Genomic DNA, 18,696 nt, shown 5'->3' with positions numbered 1-18,696 from the left:
GGGCTGCAGGGTGATCGGTGCCGCCCGCTGCCTGATCATTCGTCCACCTGCGGCGCGGACCGAATGACAGCAGACTTCCAGCAAACTTGCGGTACTGTCCGCAATCACGGGCGCGTACATCGAACTCGCCCGGCGTTTTCCGCAGGTCTCGACTCCGGGAGGGACAGTGCTCGCCGATTCTCCGGATGTTCTCCACGCCGTACCGTTCGAATTGTCCAGGGCGCAAATGGAATTGTGGCTCGCCGACGATATCGGGCGCGCCGACGACGCCACCGGCCACCGCCCGCGCGCGCTGCCCGGGCAGGCGCACTACCTGGAACTGCGCGGTGCGCTGGACGCCGACCTCTTCGACGTGGCCTCGCATCGGGCCTTCGAGGAATTCGGCGTCGGCCGGCTACGCATCGGACAGGTGGACGGGCGGCCGTACCAGTGGATGGCGGCCGATATCGGCGGCCGTCTCGAACACGTGGACTGCTCGGTGGAACCGGATCCGCGTGCGGCCGCGCTGGACTGGATGAATCGGCGGCACCGGTGCGCGATCGACCTGCTCGACGCACCGCTCTGGGCGGCCGCGCTGCTGCGCATCGGGCCCGGCCATCACATCTGGTACGGGCAGATGCACCACGTGGCCATCGACGGTTACGGCGGCCTGAGCCTGATCGCGCGGATCGGGCAGTGGTACGACGCGCTACTGGCGGAGTCCGAGCCCGCGCCCTTCGGCGGGCTGTCCCCGGCCCGTATCCAGGCCGCCGACGTCGAATATCGTGCCTCGGCACGCTTTCTCGCCGACCGCGAGTACTGGCGGGAGCGCTTCGCGGACTGGAACGCACCGCTGCCCGCGCCCGGCCCGGCCCGCGTGCGCCGCGGTCGAGCGCCGGTGCCCGCGGCGCTGCGGGCCGCCGGCGCGCTGTCCCCGGCGCACTGGCGGGAGCTGGAAAGGCGTGCCGCGCAGTGCGACGCGAGTCCCGCGCAGGTGCTGGTCGCGGCGATCTGCGCGTTCCGCGCGGGCACCACGGGTGACGTCGAACCCCTGGTGCGACTGGCGGCTTCGGCGCGCACCACCGCGGTGTTGAAGAAGTCGGGCGGCATGCTCGCCAACGTGCTGCCCATCCGGTTGCGCTGCGCGGGCGCGGTGACGGTGCGCGACCTCGTCGCCGCGGCCGCGCGCGACATCACCGGGGGACTGCGTCATCAGCGCTATCGCTTCGAGGAGCTGCGCCGCGAGCTCGGCATCGGCGCGGACCAGGTGGCGGGCCCGACCGTGAACCTGATGTTCTTCGATCGCACCGGCCGCTTCGGGGAGGCGATCGGCGAATACCGCATTCTCGCTTCCGGATCGGTCGCCGACATCCACTTCAATCTGTACCGCGCGGGCGCCGCGGACGGGCTGTCGGTCGACCTGCTCGGCAATCCCGACCGATACGACCGGACCGAACTCGGCGAACTGCTCGATCGCTTCCTGCTGTTCCTGGGCAACTTCGTCGCGGCCGGTCCGGACACCCCGGTCGCGCGGATCGGGCTGCTGTCCGAGGCGGAGACGGCCGGGTTGCGAGCCGCGCCGAGCCGCACCGCGGTGGAGCCGGTCCTGATGCCGGACCTGTTCGCCGCGGCCGAGCGCCACGACGTGGACCCGGCGGTGGTCCAGGGTGAGACCGCGCTGGACGGCGCACGCTGGGACGAACTCTCGAATGCCCTGGCGCACAGGCTGTGCGAGCGAGGCATCGGGCCGGGCGACGTGGTGGCCGTCCCGGCGCGCCGGAACGTGCACTGGCTGATCGCGATCCGGGGCGTGCTCGCCGCCGGCGCCGCCTACCTGCCGATCGATCCAGCCCATCCCGCCGAGCGAGTGCGGGCGCAGCTAGACGAATCCGATGTGCGATTCGGAATCGACACCGCCGCAGCGGAACTGACCGACGCCGTGCGCTCGGGCCGGGACTGGCTCGACCTGGCCGAGCTGGTGCGGAACCACACCGGGTCCGGAACCCCGCCTGTCACCGACGCCGACCGCCCCCGGCCCGCGCACCCCGCGCATCCGGCCTACGTCATCTACACCTCGGGCTCCACCGGAATCCCCAAGGGCGTCGCGGTGACCCACGCCGGTCTGGCGAATCTCTGCGCCGCGCGGTCCGCCCTGCTGCCCGCCGGGCCCGGCGACCGGGTGTTGTGCGGAGCCGCGCCGACCTTCGACGCCTCGCTGTGGGAACTGCTCTTCGCCGCCACCGGTGCCACCCTGGTCATCGCGCCCGACGATGTCTACGCGGGCCCCCGGCTGGCCGAATTTCTACGGCGCGAGCACATTACGCACGCGTTCCTCACCCCGGCCGTCCTGGCGGCCACCGATCCCGCCGGCCTGGGCGAGCTGCGCCTGCTCGCCACCGGCGGCGAGGCCTGCCCGCAGTCCGTGGTGGCCGCGTGGGCGCGCGGGCGCACCCTGGTCAACGCGTACGGGCCCACCGAGGCCAGCATCGTCACGCACCTGGGCCCGATGGCGCCGGACCGCCCGATCACCCTCGGCACGCCCGTTCCCGGCGTGCGCGCCCACGTCCTGGACCCGTGGCTGCGCCCGGTGCCGCCGGGCGTGGTGGGCGAGCTCTACCTGGGCGGTCCGGGGCTCGCGCGCGGTTACCTCGCCCGATTCCCGCTCACCGCCGCCCGTTTCGTGGCGGACCCGTTCGGCGATTCCGGCGCGCGGCTCTACCGCACCGGCGACCTGGTGACCGGGGACGCCGCGGGCGACCTGGTCTTCCACGGCCGCGCCGACGCGCAGGTGAAGGTGCGCGGCCTGCGCATCGAACTCGGCGAGATCGAAGCCGTGCTCGCCGACTGCCCCGGCGTCGCCCAGGCGGTGGTGGTGTTGCACGGCGCCGCGCCCGCCCCGCGCATCGTCGCCTACGCCATGCCGGAGCCCGGCTTCCTGCTCACCACCCGCGAACTGGAAGTAGCTGCCGCGCAACGGCTTCCGGCGTACATGGTGCCCACCATCATCCTGCTCGACCGCTTTCCGCTGTCCCCGAGCGGCAAGGTGGACCGGCGGGCGCTGCCCGCTCCCGTCGCGCCCGCCGTCGTCTATCGCGCCCCCGTCACGGCGGCGGAGAAGGCGGTCGCGGCGGCGTTCGCGGAACTGCCCGCCGTGCCCGCGGACGGCGTCGCCCGCATCGGCCTGGACGAGGACTTCTTCGCGCTCGGCGGGGATTCGCTCAGCGCGGCCCTGGTCGCCGCGCGGGTGGGCGCGGCCCTGGGCGTGGAGGCCGGGGTTCGCGATCTGTTCGAAGCGCCCACGGTCGCCGGTTTCGCCGAACGCGTCGGCGCCCGTGAACTCTTGGCCGAGCGCACGCGCCCGGCCCGGCGCCCCCGCCCCGACCGGGTGCCGCTGTCGTACGCGCAACGGCGGCTCTGGCTGATCAACCGCCTGGACCCGGCGTCGCCGGCCTACAACATGCCGCTCGGCCTGCGCCTGACCGGAGCCCTCGACGTCAGCGCGCTGACCGCCGCCCTGACCGACGTCGTCGGCAGGCACGAAGCGCTGCGCACCGTGTTCGCCGAGTCCGACGGCTTGGTTCGCCAGCGGCTGGTGCCGGCCGGCGCCGTGGTGAACCCGCTGTCCCCGGAGCCGATCGACGCCGCGCTGGTCGAGCACGAAATGCGCGAATTCGTCCGCGCCGGTTTCGATCTGGCACACGAGGCGCCGCTGCGGCTGCGCCTGCTCCGGGTGCTCGGCCCGCAATCCGAACAGCACGTGCTGCTCGTGCTGGCGCATCACATCGTCGCCGACGGCATGTCGCTGGCCCCGTTCGCGCGCGACCTGGCGACCGCCTACCGCGCCCGGCTGCGCAGCTCCGCGCCGGAGTGGAACCCGCTGCCGGTGCAGTACGCCGACTACACGCTGTGGCAGCGCGAACTGCTCGGGGACGAGTCCGATCCGGATTCGGAACTGTCCCGGCAGCTCGGCTACTGGCGCGGCGTGCTCGGCGGTCTGCCGCCGGAATCGGCACTGCCGGCGCATCGTTCGCGTCCCGGCCGGGGCACGCGGCGGGCGGCACGGGTCACCGCCGAGCTGCCCGAGCACACCGTGCACGGGCTGCGCGACCTCGCGCGGCGGCACGGCGCGACCCTGTTCATGGTCGCGCACGCGGGTCTGGCCGCCCTGCTGGCCCGGGTCTCCGGCGGCGCCGACATCGCCCTGGGCACCCCGGTGGCCGGGCGCGGGGACGCGCGGCTGGACGATCTCATCGGCATGTTCGTCAACACCCTGGTCCTGCGCGTTCCGGTGGACGGCTCGGAGTCCGGCGACGCGTTGCTGTCCCGGGTGCGCGACATCGACCTCGCGGCCTTCGCGCACGGCGAGGTGCCGTTCGAGCGGGTCGTGCGGGCGGCGGGCGTGCCGCACACCCCCGCCCGGCACCCGCTGTTCCAGGTGATGCTGTCGGTGCGGTCCGGCGAGACGGTCGCGTTCGAACTGCCCGGGCTGCAGGCGGATACGATCGGCCTCGCGGTGCCGGTGGCCAAGTTCGATCTGGAGTTCACCGTCGTCGAATCGGCGGCGGGGCTGACCCTGACCCTGAACTACGCCACCGAGCTGTTCGAGGCCGCGGACATGGCGGCCCTCGCCGAACGCGCGGTCCGGGTGTTCGACCAGCTGGCCCGGGATTCGAGCGTGCCGGTGGGCGACATCGACCTGCTCTCGGCCGCCGAGCGGGCGGGGCTGCGGGAGCGCGACGACGAGGGCGAGGCGGTGCCCGCGCCGCTGCCGCACCTGCTGACCCGGGCCGCGGCGTACGCGCCGGGGGCCACCGCGGTGGTGTGCGGGGACCGCACGCTCACCTACGGCGAGCTGCTTCCGCGCGTGAATCACCTGGCGCGCAGGCTGATAGCGCTGGGGGCCGGGCCGGAGGACGTCGTGGCCGTGGCGCTGCCCCGCTCCCTCGAATGGGTGGTGGCGATGTGCGCGGTCGCGCAGGCGGGCGCGGCGGCGCTGCCGCTCGACCCGGGCGCACCCGCCGAGCGCGTGCGCCTCATGCTCACCGATTCCGAGGTTCGCCTCGGGCTCACCGGCCCCGGCGCCGATCTGCCGGAGCTGCCCGGCGGTTCCTGGCTCGCCCTCGACATCGACGAACTCGACGGCTGCGACGAGCCCGTCACCGACGCCGACCGGATCCGCCCGCTGCGGCTGGCCCATCCGGCCTATCTGATCTACACCTCGGGCTCCACCGGAATTCCCAAGGCCGTGTGCGTGACTCACTCCGGACTGGCGAACGTGGTGGTCACCCAGGCGCAGCGCTGCGACGCCGATCCGCGCGCCCGGGTGCTCGCGGTCGCCTCACCCGCGTTCGACGCCTCGATCTGGGAACTGCTGCAGGCGCTGGGCGCGGGCGGCGCGCTGGTGATCGCGCCGCCCGCCGCGTACGCCGGTCGCGAGCTGTTCGATGTTCTTGCCGGAGAGCGCGTTACGCACGCTCTGCTGACACCACGCGTCCTGGCGACCCTGCCGGAGGGAGATCTGCCGGACCTGCGGCTGCTGGCCACCGGCGGGGAAACCTGCCCGCCGGAGCTGACCGCCCGGTGGTCCGCGGACCGGTGCTTCGTGAATGCCTACGGGCCCACCGAGGCCACCATCTGGGCCACCGTCACCCGCCCGCTGCGCGCCGGGGCGGGACCGGTCCCGATCGGCGATCCCGTCGTCGGCGCCCGGATCCGCGTGCTGGACGCGCGATTGCGCCCGGTACCGCCCGGGGTCGTCGGCGAGATCTACGTGGCGGGCGCCGGGGTGGCGCGCGGGTACTCCCATCGGCCCGGGCAGACCGGCGCGCGCTTCGTGCCCGATCCCTTCGGCGCGCCCGGTACGCGCATGTACCGGACCGGCGATCTCGGCGCCCGGCGCGCCGACGGGGAGCTGGATTATCACGGGCGCAACGACTTCCAGGTCAAGGTGCACGGGGTGCGGCTGGAGCCCGGCGAGGTCGAGGCCGCGCTGTCGGCGGCGCCCGAGGTGGCCGCGGCCGCGGTGGTGGTGCGTCCCGGCGCCGCGGGGCCCGAACTCCTCGGCTACGTGGTGCCCGTGCCCGGCGCGACCGTCGACACCGAGGGGCTGCGCGCCGTCCTCGCGCGACGCCTGCCGGCGCGGCACGTGCCGGCCCAGGTGCGCATACTCGACCACCTGCCGCTCACCCCGGCGGGCAAACTCGATCGCGCCGCCCTGCCCGCGCCCGAGTCCGCGCGGGCGGTGTTCGACGAACCCGCAACGCCCACCGAGGAACTCGTCGCGCGGGTGTTCGCCCGGGCCCTCGCCGCCGACCGGGCGGGCCGGGCCGACGACTTCTTCGCGCTCGGCGGCAACTCCCTCAGCGCGGCCGGCGCGGTGAGCCTGCTGCGCGCCGAACTCGCGGGCGCGGCGACCGTGGAACCGCGCGACCTCTTCGACGAGCCCACGGTGGCGGGACTGGCCCGGCTGCTCGACGACCGGCGGGCCGCGCGACCCGCCGGCGAGCCCGGATCGCCAACTCCGGAACCGGACGGCACCGGGCCGGAACGGGTTCCGCTGTCGTTCGCACAGCAGGGGATCTGGCTGCTGGACCGGAGCGGCGCGGGCGCGGCGTACCACATTCTGCTGGCCGTGCGGCTGGGCGGCGCGCTGGACGTGGCGGCGCTGGCGGCGGCGGTGGCCGATGTGGTGCAGCGGCACGAGCCGCTGCGCACCTACTTCCCCGAGCACGAGGGCGTGCCGTATCAGGCGGTGGCGCAGGAGGATGTCGGCGCGATGGACATCCGCCGCATCCCGCCCGCCCGCCTCGAACGCGCGCTGGCAACCTTCGAGGCACAGCCCTTCGACCTCGCCGCCGCCCCGCCGGTGCGGGCCAGGCTCTTCGCGGTCGACGCCTCGGGTGACGCCGCGCACCGCTCGGAATGGGTGCTGGCCCTGGTGGTGCACCACGTGAACGCGGACGGCTTCTCCCTGGCCCCGCTCGCCCGCGATCTCGCCGCGGCCTACGCCGCGCGGACCACCGGCACGACGCCGTACTGGCCCGTTCTCGGCACGCGGTACGCCGACCACACCCGCGCGCAGCACCGCGCGCTCGGCCGGCCCGACGACCCCGATTCGGAACTGGCACGGCAGCTCACGTACTGGCGCGCGGTGCTCGCGGACGCGCCGCTGGAACTGCCGCTGCCGCTGGACCGTCCCCGCCCGGACATCGCCGCGCATCTGGGCGCGTGCGTCGAAACGACACTGCCGCAGTCGATGACGGCTCGGCTGCGTGCGCTGGCCACCGCCCATCGCGCGTCGATGTTCATGGTGACCCACGCCGCGCTCGCGGTGCTGCTGGCGAAGCTGTCCGGCACCGGCGACATCGTCATCGGCACGCCCACCGCGGGCCGATCCGCGCCCGGCCTGGACGATCTGGTCGGCATGTTCGTCAACTCCGTGCCGCTGCGGGTGGCCGTCGATCCCGACGCGTCCTTCGCCGCGCACCTGGACCGGGTGCGCGCGGTGGACCTGGACGCGCTCGCGCACGCGCACACCCCGTTCGAGCACATCGTGGAGGCGCTGCGGCTGCCGCGTTCGGCGGCCCGGCATCCGCTGTTCCAGGTGGCGCTGTCCTTCCGGAACTTCGAGGTGCCCGAACTGCGCCTGCCCGGCGTGCGGGTGGAGACGCTCACCACCCCCGCCCACGCCATCCGCTTCGACCTGGAATTCGAACTGGCGGAGCACGATTCGGGCCTCACGGTGACGCTGCGCTACGACACCGCGCTGTTCGACCCCGAGACCGCCCGGGGACTGCTGGAACGATTCGAGCGAACGCTCACCGCCGTGGCCGCCCGCCCCGACCGCCCGATCCACACCGTGGACGTGCTCTCGCCCCGGGAACGCCGCCGCCTGCCCCGGGTCGCCGCGAACACGGCGAATCCCGCCCCGATCACCCTGCCCGAGATACTCGCCCGGACGGTGACCAACGCGCCGGAGTCCCGTGCCCTGGTGTACGGCGCGACCACCCTGACCTACCGCGAACTGGACGAACACGCGAATCGCCTGGCCCGCCTACTGATCGGCGGCGGCATCGGCCCCGGCGACGTGGTGGCCGTGGCGATGCGCCGGTCGCCCGCCTGGCTGGTCGCCCTGTGGGCGGTGGCCAAGACCGGCGCGGCCTACCTCCCGGTCGATCCGGCCCACCCGTCCCACCGCATCACCGGCATGCTCGCGGATTCGTCCGCCGCCCTCGGCTTGACCACCGCCGCCACCCGCCACGAACTCCCCGACCTCCCTTGGCTCGTGGTCCAGGATCCCGTCCCGGCAGTCCCCGCCGCCCCGGTTGATCAGGCGGATTCGGCTGCCTCGGGTGACTCGGCTGCCACAACAGACCCGACCTGCTCGGCTGCGCTGGCGGATTCGGCCGCCATGGCCGACGCGGCAGACCCGGTGGACTCGGCCTATCTGTCCGACATGGCAGACCCGGCGGCCCTGGCTGACCTCGGCTGCCCGGCTTCTCCGGCCGACCCGGTTGCTTCGCGTGGTCGTACGGACTCTGCCATTCCAGCTGTTTCGGCCAGCTTGTCCCTGCCGGCTGCCCAGGTCGTTCCGGCGGATTCGCCCGGCTCGGCCGGTCGGGCCCACTCGGGCGACGCGCCCGATATGCCCGACGTATCTACCGGTGGCGCAGTGCCCGGCGTCGCCATGTCCGCTCGGGCGACGGCGTCCACCGAGCCCGTCACCGACGCGGACCGGGTGCGGCCGATCCATCCGGCGGACGCTGCCTACGTGCTGTTCACGTCCGGATCCACCGGGGCGCCCAAGGGCGTGGTCGTCACCCACGCGGGCCTGGCGCACACGCTCGCGGCGCAGGGCGAGCACTGCGGGGTCGAGGCGGATTCCCTTGTCCTGCAACTCGCTTCGCCGGGGTTCGACGCCTCGCTGTGGGAGGTTCTGCTCGCGACGGGGGCGGGGGCGGCGCTCGTCATCGCGCCGCCGGACGTGTACGGGGGTGCGGAGCTCGCGGCGCTGCTCTCCGCTGCGCGTGTCACGCACGCGTTCGTCACGCCGGCGGTGCTGGCCACCATGGACCCGGACACGCTCGAAACAGCCGGGGGCGCACCGATTCTGCGCACCGTGGTGACCGGGGGCGAGGTGGTGGCGCCGGGGGTGGCCGCGCGCTGGGCCGCCGGGCGTGAGCTGCTCGTCGCCTACGGGCCCACCGAGGCCACCATCGTCGCCACCATCAGCGCGCCGCTGGCACCGGATCAGCCCATGACCATCGGCGGGCCCGCCGCCGGTATGCGCTGCTACGTGCTCGACAACCGGCTGGCGCTCGTGCCGGACGGCGTGATCGGCGAACTCTACGTGGCGGGTCCCGGTGTGGCGCGCGGATATTGCGCCCGGCCCGGCCTGACCGCCGGGCGCTTCCTGCCCGATCCGTTCGCTCCGGGCCGCATGTACCGCACCGGCGACGCGGTGCGCCGGCGCGCCGACGGCGCCCTGATCTTTGTCGGCCGCACCGATTCCCAGGTCAAGCTGCGCGGGCAGCGCATCGAGCTCGGCGAGATCGAGGCCGCGCTGGCGAGCCTGCCCGGTGTCGCCCAGGCGGCCGCACTGGTGCGGGCGGACGATCCCGGCGAACCCCGGATCGTCGCGTACGCCACGCCCGCGCGCGGGGTGAAGCTCGACCCGATCCGGTTGCGCACCATGCTGTCCCGTCAGCTTCCGGGGTACCTGATGCCATCAGCCGTCGTGTGTTGCGAGCGCCTGCCGCTGACCGTGAACGGCAAGCTCGACCGGGCCGCGCTGCCCGCGCCCGCGGCGGAGACCGAGCCCTTCCGCGAGCCGGTCACCGCGGCCGAACGCGCGGTGGCGCGGGCTTTCGCCGAGGTCCTGGGCGTGGAGCGGGTCGGCCTGGACGACGACTTCTTCCGGCTGGGCGGCAACTCGCTCAGCGCCACCCGCGTCGCGGCCCGGATCGGCGCCGCGCTGCGCGCCGGGGTGCCGGTCCGGGAGGTCTTCGACGCGCCGACGGTCGCGGTATTGGCTGCGCGCCTGTCGGATTCACCGCACCCGGTCCGGCCGGAACCGCGGGCGGGGGAGCGGGGCGAGCGGACGCCGCTGTCCTTCGCGCAGCAGCGCCTGTGGCTGCTGAACCGCCTCGATCCGGACTCCCCGGCCTACAACATCCAGCTCGTGCTGCGCCTGACCGGAACACTGGACCACGCCGCGCTGCGAGCGGCGCTGCACTACGTGGTGGATCGGCACGAGGCGCTGCGGACGTACTACCCCGAACACGACGGCGTCGGCGAGCAGCGGCTGGTCCCGGCCGGTTCGGTGCTCGGCGACGTGGCCGTCCACCGCTGCGACACCTTCGACGCCGACGCGTGGATCACCGAAATCTGCTTGGCGCCTTTCGATCTCACCGCCGAAGTACCCGTGCGCTGCGCCCTGTTCGCGGTGGGCGAGGGCGCGGGCGAACCGCGCGAGTGGCTGCTGGTCTTCGTCGTGCATCACGCCAACGCGGACGGCTACTCGCTCGCCCCGCTGGCCCGCGATCTGGGGGAGGGCTACGCGGCGGCGATACGCGGCGAACGGCCCGACCGCGCACCGCTCGGGGTGCAGTACGCCGATTACGCCCGATGGCAGCGCGAGGTGCTCGGCGCCGCCGACGATCCGCTGTCCGAGCACAGTCGCCAACTCGACTACTGGACAACCACTCTCGCCCAGGCGCCGGCCGACCTCGGCCTGCCCGTCGATCGCCCCCGCGCGGCGGTGGCCGCGACACACGGCCGCACCGTCACCTGCGTCGTTCCCGAATCCACCGTCACCGCGCTGCGGGACCTGGCCGAACAGCACGACGCCTCCCTCTTCATGACCCTGCACGCCGGGCTGGCCCTGCTGCTGTCGGCGTGGTCCGGCGGCGACGACATCACCATCGGCACCGCGGTGGCGGGCCGGGGCGCGGCCGCGCTCGACGAGCTGGTCGGCATGTTCGTCAACACCCTGGCCCTGCGCGTGGAAGTCGATGCGGCCGAGTCGTTCTCGGCGCTGCTGACGCGCGTTCGGGAGACCGACCTGGCCGCCTTCGCCCACGCCGAACTGCCCTTCGACCGGGTGGTCGAGGCCCTGGATCCACCGCGTACCCGCGCGCGCCACCCGCTCTTCCAGGTCGTGCTGGCGCTGCAGAACCTGGACCCGATCGGGCTGCGACTACCCGGCCTGCGCGCGGAGCCCGTGCCCGCGCCGATCGTCACCGCGCGCTTCGACCTCGAATTCGTCTGCACCCCGGTCGATTCCGGCCTCCGCATCGACGTGCAGTACGCGACCGAGCTCTTCGACCACGGCACCGTCGCCGCCCTGCTCGCCCGCTACCGGCGCCTGCTGGAGTCGGCCGCCGCCGCACCGCACCGCCCGACCGCTCGCCTGGGCATCCTGGGCCCGCACGAACACCGGCTGGTCGTACGCGAATGGAATCGCACCGAGACCGGCGAGGTCGATCTGCTGCTGCCGGATCTGCTGGACGCGGCCGTGCGCCGCGCGCCCGAGTCCGAGGCGCTGCGGTGCGGCGAGATCGCCCTGACCTACCGTGAGCTGGACGCCCGGGCACAACGGCTCGCCCGTCGGTTGCGGGCTCGCGGCATCGGCCCCGAAGACGTGGTGGCCCTGGGGATATCGCGCTCGGTGGCCTGGGCGGCGGCCCTCTGGGGCATCACCGAATCCGGCGCCGCCTTCATGCCGCTGGATCCCGCCGCGCCGCCCGCGCGCCTCTCGGCGATGCTCGCCGCGACCGGCGCCCGCGTCGTACTCACCACCGCCGCCGAGCGCGCGGTCTTCGACACGCTGCCGAACCTCGAGGTGCTGATCCTGGATCCGGACGGCGCGGCATCCGGTCCGGAACCCGAACGGTCGTCCTCCCCGGCCCGGGACGCGCGCCCCGGCAACGCCGCCTACGTCATCCACACCTCGGGCTCGACCGGCGTCCCCAAGGCCGTGGTCGTGTCGCACGCCGGACTCGCGAACATGGCCGCCACCCAGGCGCGCTGCATCGGCGCCGAGCGCACCGCGCGGGTATTGTGCGTCGCCGCACCGAGTTTCGACGTCTCGGTGTGGGAACTGGTGCTGGCCGCCGACGCGGCCGCCACCCTGATCATCGCCCCGCCCGGGGTCTACGCCGGCCCCGAGCTCGCCGAACTGCTGCGGCGCGAACGGGTGACACACGCCGTCGTGACGCCCGGGGTGCTGGCCTGCACCCCCGTCGCGGACCTGCCCGACCTCGCGGTGGTCGTCACCGGCGGCGAAGCCTGCCCGCCGGCCGTCGCGGCGACCTGGGGCGCCGGGCGCCGCCTCGTCAACGCCTACGGCCCCACCGAAACCACCGTCGTCAGCACCGTGAGCGGGGCGCTCGACGGCGGCGCGCCGATCACCATCGGCGGCCCCGCCGTGGGCACCCGCTGCTACGTCCTGGACCGCGCCCTGCGCCCGCTGCCCGTCGGCGCCGTCGGCGAGCTGTACATCGGCGGCCCCGGAGTGGCGCGCGGCTACTTCGGCAGGCCGGCGGGCACGGCCGCCCGCTTCGTCCCGGACCCCTTCGGCCCGCCCGGCGAAAGGCTCTACCGCACCGGTGATCTCGTGTCCTGGACCGATACCGGCGAGCTGCGCTATCGGGGGCGCGGCGACTTCCAGGTCAAGATTCGCGGCATGCGAGTCGAACCCGGTGAGATCGAGACGGTCCTGTCCCGCGCACCCGGCGTGGCGCAGATCCTCGTCGTCCGCACCGACGGCCCCGCGGGCGCGGCCCTGACGGCCTACGCGGTGCCCGAGCCCGGCCGCGCACTGGACCCCGGCGAGCTGACCGCCCTCGCGGCGCGGCAGTTGCCGGATTACCTGCGCCCCACCGTGATCGTGCTCGATCGCCTGCCCCTGCGCGCCAACGGCAAGATCGATCGCGCCGCCCTGCCCACCCCGGCGCCGGTCCGCTCGGACTACCTGGCGCCGGTGCGCCCGGCCGAACGCCGGGTCGCCGCCGCCTACGCCGAGGTCCTCGGCCTCGACCGCGTGGGACTGAACGACGAGTTCTTCGCGCTCGGCGGCAACTCCCTCGGCGCCGCCCGGGTCATCGCGCGGCTCAACGGCGGAGTCGCCCTGCGCGATCTCTTCGAAGCCCCCCGGGTGCGCGAGCTGGCCGAGCGGCTCGACGATTCCGCGGGCTCGATTCACCCCCGCGCCAACGAGTCCTACGAGGTCCTGCTGCCGCTGCGCCGCACCGACGGCGACATCCTGTTCTGCGTGCATCCCGGCGGCGGCCTGGCCTGGCCCTACGCCGGACTGCTCGACCGGCTCGACCCCGCGGTCGCGCTGTACGGCCTGCAGGATCCCTGGGTACTCGGCGCCGGGGAGCCGTACGACAGCCTGCACGACTACGCGGCCCGCTACGTGGACGAGATCCTGCGCGTGCGCCCGGCCGGACCGTATCGGCTGCTGGGCTGGTCGCTCGGCGGCCGCATCGCGCACGAGATCGCCGTCCGGCTCCAGGATCGGGGCGCGGAGGTCGCGCTGCTGGCCATGATGGACAGTGCCGCGGACGACGGCGGCGCGGTCCTCGATTCGCGGGACACCGCGGCGGCGTGGGCCGAACTGCACGGCATGGCGGAGCTGACGCGCGCGGCCGAGAGCTTCCCGCCCGAGATGGTCGAGCGCGCCACCGCCGCCCTCACCCGGCCCGTGACCGGCCGGCCCGGCGGCCGCTATCGCGGGAACCTGGTGCACTTCACCGCGACCGTCGCCGCGGGCGCCCGGCGGCCCGCCGCGAGCTGGCGCGACCACGTCACCGGCGACATCGCCGACATCCCCGTCGAGGCCACGCATATCGGTATGGCACAGCCGATTCCGCTGACCGAGATCGCCCGGGGCCTGACCCGGCACTGGCACGGCGCGTGAGCACCGCGCACCTGCCCGCGGCCATCCACGTGGTCGGCGCGCGCGTGCACAACCTCGACGACCTGACCGTCGACATCCCGCTCTGGTCCTGGGTGGCGATCACCGGGCTGTCGGGTTCGGGCAAGTCCTCGCTCGCCATGGACGTGCTCTACGGCGAGGGCTATCAGCGCCTGCTCGGCGGGCTGTCCACCTACACGCGGCGCCGGATCAGCCAGGCCGAACGCCCCGACGTGGACCGGATCGACTACCTGCCCGCGACCCTGGCCCTGCGCCAGCGCCCGCCGATCCCGGGACGGCGCAGCACCGTCGGCACCATGACCGAGGTCTACAACGTGCTGCGCCTGATGTATTCGCGGCTCGGTTCCCACCTGTGCCCCACCGGTTTCCGGCTGCCGCCGGCGCTGGACACCGCGCTGCGCGGCCGGGTGGACCTGCCCGAATGCGGCGGCGAGTTCGAGCTGCCGGGCGCGGAGTCCTTCGCCTTCGACAGCTTCGGCGCCTGCCCGCGCTGCGGCGGCCTCGGCACCGTCGAGGAGATCGACGACGCCGCCCTGATCCCGAATCCGGACCTGTCGATCGCCGACGGCGCGGTCGCACCGTGGAAGCTGCCGCTGCGCGACTTCCAGCCGCAGATCGCCGAACAACTCGGCGTCCGCATCGACGTGCCCTATCGCGAGCTGACCGCGCACGAGCGCGAGATCGTCCTGAACGGGCCCGCCGAGAAGCGGCACGTGGTGGTCACCACCAAATCCGGGCGGGCCGCCGAACTCAACGGCACCTACGAGAACGCCCGTGCGGCGGTACGGCATTCGCTCGCCAACAGCTCGAGCCAGACCACGCGCGAGCGGCTGAGCAAATTCTTCACCCTGCACACCTGCCCGGCCTGCCACGGCACCCGGTTGCGCCCCGAGGCGCTCACCACCCTGATCGGGGACCGCGACATCGCCGCGACCAGCGCGCTGACGCTGGCCGAATTGGCGCCCTGGGCACGCGCATTGGCCGATACGCTGCCCGCCGACATGCACGGCCTGGCCACCCGGCTGACCACCGAGTTCGTGCGCGCGATCGAACCGCTGTGCACCCTGGGGCTCGGCTACCTGAGCCTGGACCGCGCGGGCGAATCGCTGTCGACGGGGGAGCGCCAGCGCATCCAGCTGACCTCGACCCTGCAAACCCGTTCCACCGGAATGCTCTACGTGCTCGACGAACCTTCGATCGGCCTGCATCCGGCCAATGTCGAGGGCCTGCGTGATGTCATCCGCGCCCTGGTCGGCAACGGCAATTCGGTGGTCATGGTGGATCACGAGGTCGATCTGCTGCGCGCGGCGGACCACCTCATCGAGATGGGACCGGGGGCGGGCCGCGCGGGCGGCCGCGTCATCGCCCGGGGCACCGCCGCCGAACTCGCCGCCGACCCGAATTCGATCACCGGGCCCTACCTGTCGGGCGCGGCCGAGACGCACGCCCGCAGGGCCCGGCCGGTGCGGGATACCGATCCCCGGCTGGAGATCACCGTCGGCGACTTCTACACCCTGCACGGGGTGACCGCGCGGATCCCGCTGGAGCGCCTCACCCTGGTCACCGGCGTCTCCGGATCCGGCAAGACCAGCCTCATCCTGGAGAGCCTGGTACCCGCCCTGGACCGCGTTCTCCGCGGGCGGGAACTACCCGAACACGTTGCGGCACTGGACAGCGCGGGTCTCACCCGGGTGGTCACGGTCGACTCCACGCCGATCGGCAACAACAGCCGCTCCACCCCGGCCACCTACTCCGGCGCGTTCGACGGGTTGCGCGCGCTGTTCGCGGCCACCCCGCTCGCGCGCGAACGGCACTGGGGCGCGGGCCGTTTCTCCTACAACGTCAAGGGCGGGCAGTGCCCGGTGTGCGCCGGACTCGGCGAGGTGTCCCTGGACGTGCAGTACCTGCCCGACATGACGATCACCTGCCCGACCTGCCACGGCGCCCGGTACAACGCCGAGACGCTCGAGGTGCGGGTGGACGGCCTGACCATCGCCGACGTCCTGGCCCTCACCGTGGCCGACGCCGCGGACCGCTACGCGAGCGTCGCGCGGGTCGGCCCGCCGCTGCAGGCGCTGCGCGAGGTCGGGCTCGGCTACCTCGCGCTCGGCGAGCCCACGCCCGCGCTGTCCGGCGGGGAGGCCCAGCGCATGCGCCTGGCCGGTGGTCTGCGCTCGGACCAGACCGGCGTGCTCTACGTCTTCGACGAGCCGACGACCGGACTGCACCCCGGCGACGTGCGCACCCTGGTCGGGGTGTTCGAGCGGCTGCTGCGGGCCGGGGCCACCATCGTCGCCATCGACCACGACCTGGATCTCATCGGCGACGCCGACCACGTCATCGACATGGGACCCGGCGGCGGGCCCGAGGGCGGCCGGATCGTGGCCACCGGAACGCCCCGGCAGATCGCCGAGGCGCCGGGCAGCCCGACCGGCCGCTACCTGCGCCGGCACCTGTTCGGGGGGCCTACAGACCCGGCACCGTGACGAAGACCGCCGCCGTGCTGTCCTGCCGGAAGTAGGTGTCCAGCGGTGGCGTGCCGAAGGCTTCGATGCCCGAGTCCGGCAGCCAGGTGTAGTCCACCAGCCGCAGGGACAGCGGCCCGGCGGGCGCGGTCAACTCCACCTCGACGCCGTCGGCGGGCGGCGCCCAGAATCGGAATCCGTACTCGGGCATCGTGTCCGGCGTGCGGCCCTGGACCTTCAGCGTCTCCAGCGCCCCGTCCGGCCAGCGCAGATCCAGGCGATAGGCGCCGCGCGTCGACCGCAACCGCAGGGTCACCGTGCGCTTGCCCGCCTCGGTCCGGTCGGCGACCACCTGGGCGACGGGCGCCGAAAGCGCCTGTGCCGGAGCGTCACCCGAGGAGACCGCCTTCTTGACCACCTCGCCGAAGGGGCCGTCCGGTGCACCGTCGCGCACGAAGTCCCGCGACCACGAGTCCGGGGCGAGCATCGACACCCAGCGCGCCTGCGCCCGGTCGGCGTCCAGGGCGTAGATGATCTGCGACAGTCGCGGATGTCGCTCGTCGAAGGTGTCCACGGCCAGTCCCGCGGCCACCAGCGCGACCGTGAGCGCCACGGCCGCACCGGGAATCAGCCAGCCGCGGCGGCCGGGCCAGCCGCGGCTCAGGGTCAGCATCAGCAGCGCGCCCAGCAGCACCACCGCGGGGGCGGTCAGGAACGGGGCGGTGACCATACCGGTCTGTACCCCCGCCCAGGCCGTGGATCCCAGGAACAGGGCCGCCGGAGCCAGCAGCAGGGTCAGCACCGGCAGTCGCCAGGGATCACCGATGACGAAGCTCGCGCCCACCCCCAGCACGGCGGCGGCCGCGGGCACCACCAGCACCTGTGCCGCGGGCGGCGACACCAGCGCCAGCCCCGCGCCCAGCAGCGTCACCCCCAGCAGCAGGCCGATCGCGGTGCCGCTCGGCCCGAACAGCCTGCGCGCGAGGGCATACCAGCCGACGAGCACCGCCGCGGACAGCACCAGGACCGCCGTGTGGAAGAACTCCGGGCGGTACGGGTCCACCGGCGAGGCCCGGTACTCCGGGCGGATCCACTGCACCACCCACCACAGCCCGTAGGTCGCCGCCACCGCGACCGGCATCGCGATCAGCAGCGTCACCGCACCGCCGAGCACCGCCTTCAGGCTCGCGTCGCGGCTGCGCCGGACGTGCCACACCAGCAGGCAGGCGCCCAGCGTCGCCAGCGCCGCGAGCACCAGGATCACCCACGCCGGGACCACGACCAGGCCGCCGAAAGGCAGTGGGAAGTAGGCGGCGTCGGAGCTGTCGGTGTCGGCCCCGAAATCCCGTTGTCCGAAATCCCTTGTCAGCGCGAGGGTGTTGTCGCCCAGCTGCTGCACCGTGGGCAGGTTCACGTGCTCGGGGGTGTCCTCGCGATTGTGGTAGTAGGCGCTGCTGCCCGCGAAAGCCCAATCCAGCACCCGCAACTCGCCCGATTCGAAGGAGACGAAGTCGGTGCTGCTGGGGATGCCCGCGCCGGCGGCCGCGGTGGTCGTGGAATCGGTGTTGGGGTGCGGCGCCCGGGCCACCGCACGGATCAGCGGACCGTCGGGATGGGTGATGCGCCACAGCAGCGGCGGGCCGCTCGCGCCGCGGGCGTCATGATTGACCACCGCGCCGCGCTTGTCGTAGCCGCCCGCCGCCACGAAGGCCTCCGCGCCGAGCAGACCGGGCTCCTCGGCGTCGGTCAGCAGGACCACCACGTCGTTGCGCAGCGTGTCCTCGCCCTCGCGCAGCGCGCGGACCGTCTCCATGATCGCCGCGACGCCGACGCTGTCGTCGTTCGCGCCGGGCCCCGAGGTCACCGAATCGTAGTGTGCGGTCAGGTAGACCGTGCCGGTCGAATCGGTGCCGGGCAGTGTGGCGACGATGTTGGCGACATCCGCGAAGGCGGCCTCGGGGGTGCGCAGGCCGGCCGGGTAGGTGCCGACGCCGCGCCGAACCTCGGCCGCCAGTCCCAGCTTCCGCAGTTCGGCGACCAGATGATCACGCACCCGGGCGTGTTCGGCCGAGCCGACCGCGTGCGGGGCCTTGGCTATCTCCTCGATGACGCGCTGCGCCCGTTCGGCGCTGAACACCTCCGCGGGCGCCGATTCGGCGCGGAAACCACGTGGTTGCTGATCCCACGCCGTCACCACCGCCAACACCAGCAGTAGCGCGAATGCCAGAAGCCCGGAAATTCCTCGTCCCGCCCGCATACTCCGATACTAGGCACGATCGTGCCCGGGGGGTCAGGCTCGCCGAGGAGAAG

Annotated in this window: 3 protein-coding genes; 2 read left to right on the top strand and 1 reads right to left on the bottom strand. The window is 73.7% G+C overall.

The features are described 5' to 3' along the window. Positions 1-211: 211 nt before the first annotated feature. Complete coding sequence (locus tag ACWIGI_RS38955; RefSeq protein WP_454208658.1) at positions 212-13,903, top strand: amino acid adenylation domain-containing protein; 13,692 nt, start codon at positions 212-214, stop codon at positions 13,901-13,903. Beyond that, entirely contained in the window at positions 13,900-16,407 is a 2,508-nt protein-coding gene (locus ACWIGI_RS38950; protein ID WP_454208656.1) for an excinuclease ABC subunit UvrA, read from the top strand. Before ACWIGI_RS38955 ends, ACWIGI_RS38950 begins: the two co-directional genes overlap by 4 nt. Here ACWIGI_RS38950 and ACWIGI_RS38945 read toward each other — a convergent pair. Beyond that, complete coding sequence (locus tag ACWIGI_RS38945) at positions 16,388-18,643, bottom strand: M20/M25/M40 family metallo-hydrolase (protein ID WP_454208654.1); 2,256 nt, start codon at positions 18,641-18,643, stop codon at positions 16,388-16,390. The genes ACWIGI_RS38950 and ACWIGI_RS38945 overlap by 20 nt on opposite strands. Positions 18,644-18,696: the final 53 nt, after the last annotated feature.

It is taken from the genome of Nocardia sp. NPDC055321, assembly GCF_053645575.1.
Note: the sequence above shows the minus strand (reverse complement) of the source record. Positions and strands in the feature narration are given on the sequence as shown.

What these genes read in the sequence shown, in the direction of transcription:
- ACWIGI_RS38945 (WP_454208654.1), bottom strand. Translation starts at nt 18,643, where the DNA reads ATGCGGGCGGGACGAGGAATTTCCGGGCTTCTGGCATTCGCGCTACTG.